This is a genomic window from Georgenia sp. TF02-10 (assembly GCF_022759505.1).
In the GTDB taxonomy this organism is placed as follows: Bacteria; Actinomycetota; Actinomycetes; order Actinomycetales; family Actinomycetaceae; genus TF02-10.
Map to the genome: position 1 here is coordinate 14,954 of NZ_CP094291.1, position 13,703 is coordinate 28,656.

Below are 13,703 nucleotides of genomic sequence, written 5' to 3' on the forward strand. Positions count from 1 at the left end.
GTGGCGCCCTTGCTCAGGCCCGGGTGGCCACCTTCCGCCCACGAGCCCGCCGCCACGCGCCGATGCCGATCGCGCCGACGATGAGCACCGCGGCGGCCCCGGCGACGACGGCCAGCAGCTCGCCCTCGTCCTCACCACCAGCGGGGCCCTCGGCGCCCGGTCCGGTCACGCCGTCCGTGCCGCCGTCCGTCTCCTCGTCGTCGACGGGCGCGGTGCCCTCCCCGAGCGACGCCCGGACCCGGTCGAGGTAGCCGTCGGTGGCGGCGCGGGTGCCGCTGCAGCCGGTGGTGGTCAGCCCGTCGCGGGCCCCGTGGGCGAAGACGACGTACGTCCGGCCCTCCTCGAGGGACGGCGCCCCGCAGTCGGGGCCGGCGCTCCGGGTCGTCACGTCGGTCGACGCCGGCGCCGCGCCGTCGTAGACCTCGACCACGCGGAACGTGTGCTGCACGGCGTCGCCCTCGGCGGCCGTGGCGACCAGCTCCCCGGTGAAGACCACGTCGGCCCACCGCGCCTGCTCCTCGATGCCGCTGGTCGTGCACTCGCAGGCGGTGACCGGAGCCGCGCTCGCGGTCACCAGGCCCAGGCAGGAGACGAGGGTGGCCAGGGTCGCGGCCGTGAGGGTGGCGACGGAGCGCAGGAGAGGCACGCCCGTACGACGTCCGGACCCGCGTCGTCGGTTGCGTCCGGCCGCGACCTGCCCGAGGTCGGCCTGCCCGAGATCGCCCTGCACTGCGTAATCCCTCCGCGCGTCGTCGTCCCGGTGCGCCCGGTGGTGGCGCACGTCACTCGGTCCTAGGGTGGACCCAACCGGTTCGCACCACCCATGCGGCCGGCGAACCCATCGCCACCCACCCCGTGGCCGGAAGGAAAGTGACACCACCATGTCCGACAGCACCAGTACCCCGCACGTACCGCCGGTATCCACCGCCGACCTGCTCGACCAGGGGCTCGAGCACGAGCAGGTCGTGGTCGCCAACGACCCCGCCAGCGGGCTCCGCGCCATCGTCGCGATCCACTCGACCGCACTCGGTCCGGCGCTCGGCGGCACCCGCTTCTTCCCCTACGCCTCGACGGCCGACGCGCTCGCCGACGTACTGGCGCTCTCGCGCGGGATGACCTACAAGGCGGCAGTGGCCGGGCTCGACCTCGGCGGCGGCAAGGCAGTCATCGTCGGCGACCCGGCCGGGCTCAAGTCCGAGGCGCTGCTCCGCGCCTACGGCCGGTTCGTGGAGTCCCTCGGCGGCCGCTACATCACCGCGTGCGACGTCGGCACCTTCAGCGAGGACATGGACCACATCGCGCGCGAGACGCGCCACGTCACCGGCCGCACCGAGGCGCACGGCGGGGCAGGCGACAGCAGCGTGCTGACGGCGTACGGCGTCTTCCAGGGGATGCTGGCCGCCGCGGAGGTCGCCTGGGGAGGCGACGCGTCCGCCGCGCTGAGCGGTCGCACCGTCGGCGTGGCCGGTGTGGGCAAGGTCGGCCGCCACCTCGTGGGGCACCTGGCCGGGGCCGGCGCCGAGGTGGTCGTGACCGACGTGAACCCGGCCGCGGTCGCCCGGGTGGCCGACGAGCACCCCTCGGTGCGGGTCGTCGGGTCCACCGCCGACCTGGTCGCCGCCGAGCTCGACGTCTACGCCCCGTGCGCGCTGGGCGGCGCGCTCGACGACGAGGTGGTGCGGACGCTGAGCGCGCGGGTCGTCTGCGGCGCGGCCAACAACCAGCTGGCGCACCCGGGCGTGGAGAAGCTGGTCGAGGAACGCGGGATCGTCTACGCGCCCGACTACGTCGTCAACGCGGGCGGGCTGATGCAGGTGGCCGACGAGCTCGAGGGCTTCAGCTTCGAGCGGGCCCGCCAGCGCGCGGCCGGCATCTACGACACGACCCGGGCCGTCCTGGAGCGGGCGCGCTCCGAGGGAGTCCCGACCGCGACCGCCGCCGACCGGATCGCCGAGCAGCGCATCCGCGAGGTCGGCCGCCTCCGCGGCATCTGGCTCGGCTGACCCCGCCGCCGTCACGAGGTCGAATCGGGCCTGGTGGCGGGTCGAATCGGGCCTGGCGGCTCGTTGAATCGGGCGTCGTGGCGGGTTGAGTCGGGAGTCGTGGTGGGTCGAGTCGGCCCTCGTGGCGTCATGGGGGCGCCACGACAGCCGACTCGACCCGCCATGGGCCCGGATCCAACCCACCACGTGGCCCGATTCGACCCGCCACGAGACCGGATTCAACCCACCACGGGGCCCGATTCGACCCGCCACGAGGCCCGATTCAACGGCGACGTCGAGGCGCAGCAGAAGGGCGTGCCGCGGGGAGGCGGCACACGCGCGCGAGCGAGAAGGTCAGTCGCGCGGGGGTTCGGCGTAGCCGGACCACGGGTCGAGCTCGTCGACCTGGTCGGGCTCGTCGGTGGTCTCGCCGTGCAGCTCTCGTGCCAGCGCACCGAAGTCCGTCTCGTAGGTGCGGTACTTCAGGTCGCGCGCGACCTTCGTCTGCTTGGCTTTCGCTCGGCCGCGGCCCATAGGGTCCAGCCCCCTCGCACACTTGGCCGGGGCGCAGCCCCGGACTGCTTTATCGGAGTCTCGTAGGGACAACGCTACCTGCTCGGTGGGTGTTCCCGCACACCGAGATCCGGTTCGGCCCGCGAATGTCCGTTTTCTCACGCAGCGCACGAGGCGCGCGGGGTCACCAGCCGGGGTGCTGGCCGACCAGCCGCACGGTGCCGGCCTGCTCGGGGTCGGCGTCGACCTCGCCGGCCACCCAGCCGGTGATGCCGTGGTCGCGCAGCCGGGCGAGCGCGTCGTCGACCGCGTCGGGGGCGGTGAGGGCGACCATGCCGACGCCGCAGTTGAGCGTGGCCTCCAGGTCGGCCTGCTCGACGGCACCGACCGTGCGGACGACGTCGAAGACCGGCGGCGGGGCCCAGGTGGTGCGGTCGAGGGTCGCCCGCAGCTCCTTCGGCATCACCCGGGCCAGGTTCGCGGCCAGGCCGCCACCGGTGACGTGGGCCATCGCGTGGGTGTCGGTCTCCCGGGCCAGCTCGAGGCCGGCCTTGGCGTAGATGACGGTCGGCTCGAGCAGCTCCTCGCCGAGCGTGCGCCCGAGCTCGTCGACGTGCCGGTCGAGCGCCCACCCGGCCTCGCTGAGCAGCACGTGCCGCGCGAGGGAGTAGCCGTTGGAGTGCAGGCCGCTCGACGCCATCGCGACCACCACGTCGCCGGCCTCGACCCGGGCGGCGCCGAGCAGTGCGTCGGCCTCGACCACGCCGGTCGTGGCGCCGGCGACGTCGTACTCGTCCTCCCCGAGCAGCCCGGGGTGCTCGGCGGTCTCGCCGCCCACCAGCGCGCAGCCGGCCTCGACGCACGCCTCGGCGATGCCCTTGACGATCGCGGCGATCCGCTCGGGCACGACCCTGCCGGTGGCGATGTAGTCGGTCATGAACAGCGGCTCGGCGCCGCAGACGACCAGGTCGTCGACGACCATGCCGACCAGGTCGAACCCGATCGTGTCGTGCTTGTCCATCGCCTGCGCGATCGCGACCTTCGTGCCGACACCGTCGGTCGAGGTGGCCAGCAGCGGCCGGCGGTACGACGTGAGCGCGCTCGCGTCGAACAGCCCGGCGAAGCCTCCGAGCCCGCCGACCATCTCGGGTCGGCGCGCCTTCTCGACCCACTCCTCCATCAGGTCGACCGCACGGTCCGCGGCCTCGATGTCGACACCGGCGCGGGCGTAGGCGTTGGGGCGCACGGAGCTCCTCAGGGGTTGTTGTAGACGGGCAGCGACTCGCCGTGCGTGTTCGGCACGAGGGTCGCCTCCAGCAGGTGCTTGCCGAGCCGGCTCTCGTCGGGGAGCGGGATCGGGTACTCGCCGGTGAAGCACGCCGTGCACAGGTTGCCGGCCGGCTGGCCGGTCGCCTCGACCATGCCGTCGAGGGAGATGTAGCCGAGGCTGTCGGCGCCGACGCTGGCCGCGATCTCGTCGACCTCGAGGCCGTTGGCGATCAGCTCGGCGCGGGTGGCGAAGTCGATGCCGTAGAAGCAGGGCCACTTGACCGGCGGGGAGGAGATCCGGACGTGCACCTCGGTGGCGCCCGCCTCGCGGAGCATCCGCACCTGGGCGCGCTGGGTGTTGCCGCGCACGATCGAGTCGTCGACGACCACGACCCGCTTGCCGCGGATCATGTGCTCGAGCGCGTTGAGCTTGAGTCGGATGCCGAGCTGGCGCAGCGACTGGCTGGGCTGGATGAAGGTGCGGCCGACGTAGGCGTTCTTGACGAAGCCCTGGCCGAACGGGATGCCGCTCTCCTGGGCGTAGCCGGAGGCGGCCGGCGTACCCGACTCGGGGACGGGAATCACCAGGTCGGCCTCGACCGGGAACTCCCGCGCCAGCCGCCGGCCCATCTCGACCCGCGCCTCGTGGACGCTGCGACCGGCGATCGTGGCGTCCGGCCGGGCGAGGTAGACGTACTCGAACACGCAGCCGCGGCGGCGCGGCTCGGCGAACTTGTAGGAGCGCAGGCCGCCCTCGTCGATGACGAGCAGCTCGCCGGGCTCGACCTCGCGGACGGCGCTCGCGCCGATGGTGGCGAGCGCGGAGTCCTCGCTGGCGACGACCCAGCCCCGCTCGAGCCGGCCGAGCACCAGCGGGCGCACGCCCTCGGGGTCGCGGGCGGCGTAGAGCGTGTCCTCGTTCATGAACACGAAGGCGAACGCACCGCTGACCTGCGGCAGCACCTCGAGCGCGCGGCTCTCGAGCGACTGGTCGGGGTGTTGGGCCAGGAGCGCGGTGACGATGCTGGTGTCGTTGGTGGCGGCCTCGAGGTCGCGGATCGGCAGCTCGAGCTCGCCCTCGTCGCTCGGCAGGTCACGCACCAGCTCGGCGAGGTCGGCGGTGTTGATGAGGTTGCCGTTGTGACCGAGGGCGATCGAGCCGGCCCCGGTGGGACGGAACGTCGGCTGCGCGTTCTCCCAGGTGCTGGCGCCGGTCGTGGAGTAGCGGCAGTGCCCGACCGCGAGGTGGCCGGCGAAGGACTCGAGGGTGTTCTCGTCGAACACCTGCGAGACCAGGCCCATGTCCTTGTAGACGAGGATCTGCCGACCGTTGCTGACCGAGATGCCCGCGGACTCCTGCCCGCGGTGCTGGAGGGCGTAGAGCCCGAAGTAGGTCAGCTTCGCGACGTCCTCACCGGGCGCCCAGACGCCGAATACGCCGCACACGTCGGCGAGTCTAACGGCCGTCGTCGGCGACGAAGAATCCTCGGTCCGACGGCCGGAAGGCCCGACTCACCGACGAGGAAGTGCCCCCTCGACCCTGAGGAAGTACCTACTCGACGGTCAGGTTGCCCAGGAGGAGCGCCTCGGCGACGAGCACCCGCTCGAACTCCGCGAGGTGGAGTCCCTCGTTGGGGCCGTGGGCACGGGTGTCGGGGTCCTCGACGCCGGTGACGAGCACGCTGGCCTCGGGGAACGTCTCCAGGAACTCGGCGATGAACGGGATCGAGCCGCCGACGCCCATGTCGACCGGGGTGGTGCCGTCCCAGGCGTCGGTGAACGCCGTCCGCGCGGCGTCGTAGGCCGGCCCGCTGGTCTCCAGCGCGATCGGCTCGCCCGTGTCGACGAGGGTCGTCGAGAGCTGCGCGCCCCAGGGGACGTGCTTCTCGAGGTGCTCCTGCAGGCAGCGCACGGCGTTCTCGCTGGTGTCGCCCGGCGCGATCCGCACGGTGACCCGGGCCCTGGCCGAGGGCACCAGCGTGTTGGAGGCACCGGCCACCTTGGGCGCGTCGAAGCCGGTGACGGTGATCGCCGGTCGGGTCCACAGCCGCTCGACCGCCGAGCCCTCGCCGACCCAGCTCAGCCCCTCGACCGCGCCCGACTCGGCGCGGAGGCGCTCCTCCGGGTAGTCGACGTCGGCGGCCGGGCCGCTGACGAGCCCGGCGACGGCGGGCGTCCCGTCCTCGGTCCACAGCGTGCTCAGCAGCCGGGTCATCGCCATGATCGCGTCGGGCGCCAGCCCGCCCCACATGCCCGAGTGGACGGCGTGGGTGAGCGTGCGGACCTCGACGTCGACGCGCACCAGCCCGCGCAGGCTGGTGGTCAGCGCGGGCACGCCGATGTCCCAGTTGCCGGAGTCGGCGATCACGATGACGTCGGCGCGCAGGTCGTCCTGGTACTTCTCGAGGAGCTGCGGCAGGGTCGCGCTGGCGACCTCCTCCTCGCCCTCGACGAACACCCGCACCGTGACCGGCAGGTCGTCGCCCCACACCCGCAGCGCGGCGACGTGGGCCATGATCCCGGCCTTGTCGTCGGCGGCGCCGCGGCCGTAGAGGCGGCCGTCGCGCTCGGTCGGCTCCCACGGCGGGCTGTCCCAGTCGGCGGGGTCGTTCTCGGGCTGCACGTCGTGGTGGGCGTAGAGCAGCACCGTCGGGGCGCCCTCCGGCCCGCGCTTCTCGCCGACCACCGCCGGCGGCGCGCCGTCGAAGGCGCGGACGATGCGGGCGTCGACGCCCTCGGCGCGAAACAGCGCGGCGGTCAGCTCGGCGCTGCGCTCCACCTCGTCGAGCCGTTCGGGGTCGGCGCTCACGGACTGGATCCGGACCAGGTCCTCCAGGTCACTGCGGACGCCCGGCAGCAGGGCCTGCACGCGGGCGCGGACTTCGTCGGTCGACAGCGTCATGCCCGTCAACCTAGCCGCCCCGCCGCGACGCCTCCTACCGTGGGAGCGTGACCGACCTCGTGCTCGTCCTGAACGCGGGGTCGTCCTCGCTGAAGTTCCAGGTGGTCGACCCGGCGTCGGGGGAGGTGCGGGTCTCCGACCACCTCGAGCGGGTCGACGAGTCCGGCGGGTTCGAGGCGGCGCTCGCCGCGATGCAGGAGTCCGTCGAGGCCGCCGGCATCGGCCGCGACGACCTGGTCGCCGTCGGCCACCGGGTGGTGCATGGCGGCGACCGGCTCCGCGACCCGACGCTGGTCGACGACGAGGTGGTGGCGACGATCGAGCACCTCGTCCGGCTCGCCCCGCTCCACAACCCGCCCGCGCTGGCCGGCATCCGCGCCGCGCTCGCGACGTACGACGACCTGCCGCAGGTCGCCGTGTTCGACACCGGGTTCTTCGCCGACCTGCCGCCGGCCGCCGCAACCTACGCCATCGACCGCGACGTGGCGGCGGCCGAGGGGATCCGGCGCTACGGCGCCCACGGCATCAGCCACGGGTACGTCGCGGGCGAGGTCGCCCGGGCCCTCGACCGCGACCTGGACGAGCTCGACCAGGTGGTGCTCCACCTCGGCAACGGGGCGTCGGCCGCGGCGATCAGCGGCGGCCGGCCGGTCGACACGTCGATGGGGCTGACCCCGCTCGAGGGGCTGGTGATGGGCACCCGACCGGGCGACATCGACGCGGGGGTGCTCCTCCACCTGCTCCGCCACGGCGACCTCGACGTCGACGGGCTCGAGGACCTGCTCCACCACCGCAGCGGCCTCGAGGGGCTCGCCGGCGGCCACGACGTGCGCGACCTGGTCCGCCGGCTCGGGGAGGGCGACCCCGACGTGTGCCTCGCCTGGGACGTCTACTGCCGGCGGATCCGGAAGTACGTCGGCGCGTACCTCGCCGTCCTCGGCGGCGCCGACGCGGTCACGTTCACCGCCGGGGTCGGGGAGAACGTACCCGTCGTGCGGCGCGACGCGCTCGCCGGCCTCGAGCCGCTCGGCGTGGTCCTCGACCCGGCGCGCAACGAGGCGTGCGCCGGGCCCGACGGGCCGGTCGTGGTGTCGGCCGACCGGTCCGCCGTCGCCGTCTTGGTCGTCCCGACCAACGAGGAGCTCGCGATCGCCCGCGACGTCGTGGCGCTGCTCGGGTGACGCCTCAGAAGTCCGCGCTGGTGTCGGAGCCGACGTTGGCGGCGTTGGCCCGCACCCGGTCGCCGGTGGAGCCGTTCCACGTCCACCCGGTGACCAGCGGGTGGTCGTCACCGTGCGTCCGCGTGTGCTGGCGGGCGGCGTAGCGGACGTCGACCATCTCCTGCCGCAGCAGCGCCGCGCGCTGGCCCAGCCCCGGCACCCGGTCGACGACGTCCATCACCAGGTGGAACCGGTCGAGGTCGTTGAGCATCACCATGTCGAACGGCGTGGTGGTGGTGCCCTCCTCCTTGTAGCCGCGCACGTGGATGTTGACGTGGTTGGTGCGCCGGTAGGTCAGCCGGTGGATCAGCCACGGGTAGCCGTGGTAGGCGAAGATCACCGGCTTGTCGGTCGTGAAGAGCGCGTCGAACTCGCGGTGCGCCAGCCCGTGTGGGTGCTCGGTGTCGTCCTGCAGCCGCATCAGGTCGACGACGTTGACGAACCGCACCTTCAGCTCCGGCAGCCGCTCGCGGAGGATCGACGTGGCGGCGAGCGCCTCCAGCGTCGGGATGTCCCCGGCGCACGCGATCACGACGTCGGGGTCGCCGCCGTCGTCGTTGCTCGCCCAGTCCCAGATGCCCAGCCCGCGTGCGCAGTGGCGGTCGGCGGCGTCGACGTCGAGCCAGTCGAACGACGGCTGCTTCCCCGCAACGACCACGTTGATGTAGTGCTCGCTCGCCAGGCAGTGGTGCATGGTCGACAGCAGCGTGTTGGTGTCCGGCGGGAGGTAGACGCGGACGATCTCGGCCTTCTTGTTGACGACGTGGTCGATGAAGCCGGGGTCCTGGTGGGAGAAGCCGTTGTGGTCCTGCCGCCAGACGTGGGAGGAGAGCAGGTAGTTGAGGCTCGGCACCCGCGGCCGCCAGTCGAGGCCGCGGGTGACCTTGAGCCACTTCGCGTGCTGGTTGACCATCGAGTCGACGATGTGGATGAACGCCTCGTAGCAGCTGAACAGGGCGTGCCGGCCGGTGAGGTTGTAGCCCTCGGCCCAGCCCTGGCAGGTGTGCTCGGAGAGGATCTCGACGACCCGGCCGTGGCGGCCGAGGTGCTCGTCGACGTCACGGATCTCGCCGGCGAACACCTTGTCGGTGACCTCGTAGACGGCGTCGAGCCGGTTGGACGCCGTCTCGTCGGGCCCGAAGATCCGGAAGTTGTCGGGGTTGTCGCGCACGACGTCGACCAGGAACCGGCCGAGGACCCGGGTGGCCTCGTGCGTCCCCTCCCCCGGGCCCTCGACGTCGACCGCGTGGTCGCGCCAGTCGCCCATCCGCAGCGGCCGGACCAGCAGACCGCCGTTCGCGTGCGGGTTCGCGCTCATCCGCCGGTCGCCGGCCGGGGCCAGCTCGCGGAGCGCCGCGACCGGTCTGCCGTCGTCGTCGAAGAGCTCGCGGGGACGGTAGGACTCCAGCCACTGCTGGAGCTGTGCCCGGTGCTCGTCGTTGTCGCGGGTGCCCGCGAGCGGCACCTGGTGGGCCCGCCAGGTGCCCTCCACCTGCTTGCCGTCGACGGTGCGGGGGCCGGTCCAGCCCTTGGGGGTGACCAGCAGGATCATCGGCCACGGCCGCCACTCCGCGGAGCCGCCGGCGCGCGCCGCGTCCTGGATCTCACGGATCCGGTCGTGCGCGGCGTCCATCGCGGCGGCGAGCTGCCGGTGCACGTCGGCCGGGTCGTCGCCCTCGACGGTCAGCACCTCGTGCCCGTACCCGCGGAGCAGGCTCAGCAGCTCCTCGCGCGGGATCCGCGCCGGCACCGTCGGGTTGGCGATCTTGTAGCCGTTGAGGTGGAGGATCGGCAGCACCGCCCCGTCGCGCGCGGGGTCGACGAACTTGTTGGAGTGCCACGACGCCGCGAGCGGCCCGGTCTCGAACTCGCCGTCGCCGACGACCGCCGCCACGAGCAGGTCGGGGTTGTCGAACGCGGCGCCGTAGGCGTGGGAGAGGACGTAGCCGAGCTCGCCGCCCTCGTGGATCGAGCCCGGCGTCTCGGGTGCGACGTGGCTCGGCACCCCGCCGGGGAACGAGAACTGCCGGAACAGGCGGCGCATCCCCTCGCGGTCGTAGGAGACCGCGGGATAGACCTCGGAGTAGGTGCCTTCGAGCCAGGCGTTGGCCACCGCCGCCGGACCGCCGTGGCCCGGCCCGGCGAGGAAGATCGCGTCGACGTCGCGCTCGCGGACCAGCCGGTTGAGGTGGGTGTAGACGAGGTTGAGCCCCGGGGTGGTGCCCCAGTGGCCCAGCAGCCGCGGCTTGATGTCGTCGGGCTCGAGCTCCCGCTCGAGCAGGGGGTTGTCGAGCAGGTAGATCTGCCCGACCGATAGGTAGTTGGCGGCCCGGAACCACAGGTCCAGGCGGCCGACCTCGGCGTCGTCCAGCGCGGTCATGCCTCCTACGTTCCCCGATCCGCGCCCGGATATCACCCCCTGGGCCGCGACGTCAGGGGTCCTCCTGCTCCTCCGGCTCCTCGACCGGGGCCGGGAGCGCGATCGAGACGTCGACCTCCAGCTCGTCCACGTCCACGGTGACCGTGCGGGTGCGTCCGTCAGGGGTCGTGGCGGTGATCAGCCACTCCCCCGAGGGCAGGGTGAGGTCCTGCTCCCCGTCGCTGTCGACGCCGTCGGCGTACGCCGCCGGCACCGCGGCGCCCTGCCCCGTGCCGGGCTCCAGGGTGAGCTCGGCCGGCACCGCGGTGCTGGTGCCCTGGAGGACGGTGGAGACCGTCACCACCCCGGGGACCTCCTCCAAGCTCAGCGCGACGTCCTCCGGGTCGTCCTCGACCCCGACCTCGACGGTCGCGCTCGGCGGCCAGAACGGCGCCGCCGCACCGAGTCCGGTCGCGGTGGCGCGGACGTCGTAGTCGCCGGGGGCGAGGTAGACCACCAGGCGCTCGTCGCTGCCGACCGCGACCTCGTCGTCGGAGAGGGTCACCCCCGAGACCGTCACCGTGGCGGAGGTTGGCCCGGTGTGGCCGGTGAGCGGCTGCGCCGTGACCCGCAGCGTCACCTCCGTCTCGGCGACCCGGACCGAGGCGGCGAGGCGGTTGCCGCTGCCGGCGCCGCCGGTGGGGGTGGCGACGACGACGTCGCCGCTGCAGCTCTCGTCCGGGTGGTCCGCCGGAGCGGCCGGCACGGACACGTCGCCGTGGTGCCCGGCGGGCAGCGCGACCTCGACGTCCCAGCAGCCGTAGGGCACCTGGACGAACGACGTGGTGCCGGCCGCGACCGTCTGCGGGCCGAGGGTGCTCCCGCCCGGCTCCGTCGGGACGAGCCGGACCTCCGCGCCGTCGAGGCTGGTGCCGGCCGGCTGCGACGCCAGCGTCACCTGGACGTTGCGCAGGATGCGGGCGAGGTTGACCGACAGCGAGGGCAGCGCACCGACGGTGTGGTCGAGCGTGTAGGGACCGCCGGTCGCGGCGACGTACCCCCGCTTGTGGAAGCGCACCTCGTAGACCCCGTCGGGGACGGTGCGGAAGTCGAAGCTCCCGTTGCCCGCCGTCGTCCGCCTCAGCTCGTCACCGGTGGTGCCCCTCGCCACGGCATCGGAGCACTCGCCGGTCGCGGGGCAGGCGTGGATCGTGACGGCGACCCCGGCGACGCCCGAGGGCGCGTCGGCCGACACGACGGTGCCGCTCACGGTGTTGACCGCTCGGCTGACCGGCATCAGGTGGTCCTGGTCGGCGTCGCCGACCAGGATCGTCACCTGCGCGGTGGACCGGACCGTCCCGTTCCCCGTGACCTCGAGGGTGTAGGTGCCGGGGATGGCGTCGTCGAAGCGGTAGACGCCCTCACGCTCCTCGTCCTCCTCCGCGGTCGCCGCCGTCGTGGTCCCGCGCAGCAGCCGCACCGTCACGCCGCCGAGCGGCTCGCCGTACTGGTCCTGCACCGTGACCTCGTAGTCGACCGGGACGACGTGCAGCCGCAGGTCGGCGTCGACGACCCCGCCGAGGTCCGACGCCTCGATGAGCACCACGGTCCCGGCCCGCGCCCCGGTCGGCGCGCCCGCGGGCAGCCTGGCGCTCCAGCCCTGCTGCTCGGCGCTCACCAGCCACACGCCGGCGTCGAGGCCCTCGGACTGCGCGGTCCCCGTGAGCTCGAACTCGCCGTTCGGCCCGGACGTCGTGCTGAACCGCCGCGGCGAGAAGGCGGTGCAGTACGCCGGGGTGCCGGACTCCTCCGACCAGTCCGTGCACTGGGTGATGGTGACCCTGGCGTTCGCCAGCAGCTGGACCGGTCCGGCCTCGGCGGCCGCGGCGAGCACTCCGCCGACCGTGCCCTCGACGGTCGCCAACCGCCGGAGCCGGGCGTCGCACACCGTCTCCTCGCCCGGGACGACCTCGATCGAGTCCCGGTCGGGCCTCTCGGGCACGGAGCAGACCAGGGTCACCGCGTCGAAGTCGTAGCCGGCCGCCTGGACCCGAACGGTGTAGTCGTCCGCGCCGGGGAGCAGGGAGGGGAAGGTGACGCTGTTGCCGTCGGTGGCCGAGCTCCGGGTCCCGACGACCTGTCCGCCCTTGCGGAGGGTGACGATGACGCCGTCGACGTCGGTCTGGGTGCCGCCGGCCGCGTCGACCGCGCTGACGGTCAGCGAGCCGAGCTGGCGGAGCACCGGGCCGGGCGGTGAGCACGGGACCGACGGTTCGCACGTGAAGGTGACGGGGTCGCTGACGTAGCCGTCGGCGCGGGCCGTCAAGGTGTAGGTCCCGGGCCGGACCATGCCGGCCGGGTAGCGGCTGTCGTTCCACAGCAGGTTGCCGTCGTCGTCGGCGGTGACCTTGATCGTGGTCGTGGTCGTCGTCGTCGAGGTGACGCCGACCTCGACGTCCCGGTACGGCGGCGGCGTCCCCTCCGCGGTGAGGGTCGAGGTGAGCTCCACCGCCGTCGGCGCCAGCGTGAGCGTCGCGACCGACCGCATCCGCTGGTCGTCGAGGACGAGGTCGTCGTAGCCCGGTGCGGTGACGTGGATCCGTCGGGCCCACGGCGACGCGAAGTCCGCAGGGGTCGCCGAGCCGGGTGCGTACGACGCGTCGCAGACGCCCTCGCCGAAGACCGGGCTGCCCGGTGCGTGGAAGACCACGCACCCGTCGGTGCGGTCGCCCGCCTCTGTGGTCGCCGCGACGGTGACCTGCTCCGGCGACGTGCCGGCGAAGCCGCCGGGGGCGGTGACCTCGACCCGGGCCCCCTCGACCGCCTGGTTGCCGTCGGTGACGACCCTGGCGGTGAACTGGTCCGGTGTGGTCCCGAGGGTGACGTGGGCGACCACGACCTGGTTGTCGGCCACGACGATGTCGGTGGTGTCGTCACGCAGACCGCTCGCCCGGGCGTGGATCCGGTAGCTGCCGGCCGTCAGCCCGACGAAGTGGACCTCGTCCCCGCGCACCTCGCCCGCGACCGGGTCACCGACCGAGCCGCCCTGCAGACGTGCGATCGTCACGGTGGCGCCGTCGAAGGGCTGGGGCCTCCCCGTCGCGTCGAGCGCCTGGGGCAGGACGTGCACCTGCCCCAGCCGCACGAACTCGAGGTTCTGCACGGCCGTGGCGCCGGGCGCGATGTTGACCGGGATCCCCAGGATCGGTGCGAACGCCCGGTCCGTGGTGCGGGCCGTGACCGTGTAGGACCCTGCCTCGGGCACCTCGAGCTCGAAGGGGTCGAGACCCTCGACCCACTCGCACACCGTCCCCGGGACGAGGACGCCGCGCGGCTCGCCCGGCCCGAGGCAGGCGTCGGCCGCGATCGCCTGCGCGTGGTGGCAAGTCGACGCTGCTTGCCCTCGGCGAGCGCTTCTACGACCCGGACCGCGGGGTCGTCCGGCTGGACGGCGCCGC

At 73.5% G+C, this 13,703-nt stretch carries 9 protein-coding genes; 2 read left to right on the forward strand and 7 right to left on the reverse strand.

What is annotated here, in order from left to right; genetic code table 11:
• Positions 1 to 13: 13 nt before the first annotated feature.
• The gene (locus tag MF406_RS18515) at positions 14 to 646 is read right to left on the reverse strand and encodes a hypothetical protein (RefSeq protein WP_242898045.1); all 633 of its coding nucleotides are present in this window, start codon (positions 644 to 646) and stop codon (positions 14 to 16) included.
• Positions 647 to 881: 235 nt separating this feature from the next.
• On the opposite strand from MF406_RS18515, the gene MF406_RS18520 reads away from it, so the two are divergent.
• On the forward strand, positions 882 to 2,003 hold the full coding sequence (locus tag MF406_RS18520; protein ID WP_242898046.1) for a Glu/Leu/Phe/Val dehydrogenase: 1,122 nt from the start codon (positions 882 to 884) through the stop codon (positions 2,001 to 2,003).
• Positions 2,004 to 2,336: 333 nt separating this feature from the next.
• Here the strand turns inward: MF406_RS18520 and MF406_RS18525 are convergent, their stop codons facing one another.
• The 4 genes from MF406_RS18525 to MF406_RS18540 all read right to left on the reverse strand — a co-directional run bounded on the left by MF406_RS18525 (position 2,337) and on the right by MF406_RS18540 (position 6,666).
• The gene (locus tag MF406_RS18525) at positions 2,337 to 2,516 is read right to left on the reverse strand and encodes a DUF3073 domain-containing protein (protein ID WP_242898047.1); all 180 of its coding nucleotides are present in this window, start codon (positions 2,514 to 2,516) and stop codon (positions 2,337 to 2,339) included.
• 163 nt (positions 2,517 to 2,679) lie between these two features.
• A complete protein-coding gene (purM, locus tag MF406_RS18530; protein ID WP_242898048.1) occupies positions 2,680 to 3,741 on the reverse strand; it encodes a phosphoribosylformylglycinamidine cyclo-ligase in 1,062 nt (353 codons plus the stop codon).
• 8 nt (positions 3,742 to 3,749) lie between these two features.
• On the reverse strand, positions 3,750 to 5,210 hold the full coding sequence (purF, locus tag MF406_RS18535) for an amidophosphoribosyltransferase (protein ID WP_242898049.1): 1,461 nt from the start codon (positions 5,208 to 5,210) through the stop codon (positions 3,750 to 3,752).
• A gap of 106 nt (positions 5,211 to 5,316) precedes the next feature.
• A complete protein-coding gene (locus MF406_RS18540) occupies positions 5,317 to 6,666 on the reverse strand; it encodes a dipeptidase (protein ID WP_242898050.1) in 1,350 nt (449 codons plus the stop codon).
• A gap of 47 nt (positions 6,667 to 6,713) precedes the next feature.
• Between MF406_RS18540 and MF406_RS18545 the strand changes: the two genes are divergently transcribed.
• A complete protein-coding gene (locus tag MF406_RS18545) occupies positions 6,714 to 7,847 on the forward strand; it encodes an acetate/propionate family kinase (protein WP_242898051.1) in 1,134 nt (377 codons plus the stop codon).
• A gap of 4 nt (positions 7,848 to 7,851) precedes the next feature.
• On the opposite strand, the gene MF406_RS18550 is transcribed toward MF406_RS18545, so the two are convergent.
• Both MF406_RS18550 and MF406_RS18555 read right to left on the reverse strand, forming a co-directional pair.
• Complete coding sequence (locus tag MF406_RS18550; RefSeq protein WP_242898052.1) at positions 7,852 to 10,266, reverse strand: phosphoketolase; 2,415 nt, start codon at positions 10,264 to 10,266, stop codon at positions 7,852 to 7,854.
• 52 nt (positions 10,267 to 10,318) lie between these two features.
• Entirely contained in the window at positions 10,319 to 13,552 is a 3,234-nt protein-coding gene (locus tag MF406_RS18555) for a carboxypeptidase-like regulatory domain-containing protein (protein WP_242898053.1), read from the reverse strand.
• Positions 13,553 to 13,703 lie beyond the last annotated feature (151 nt).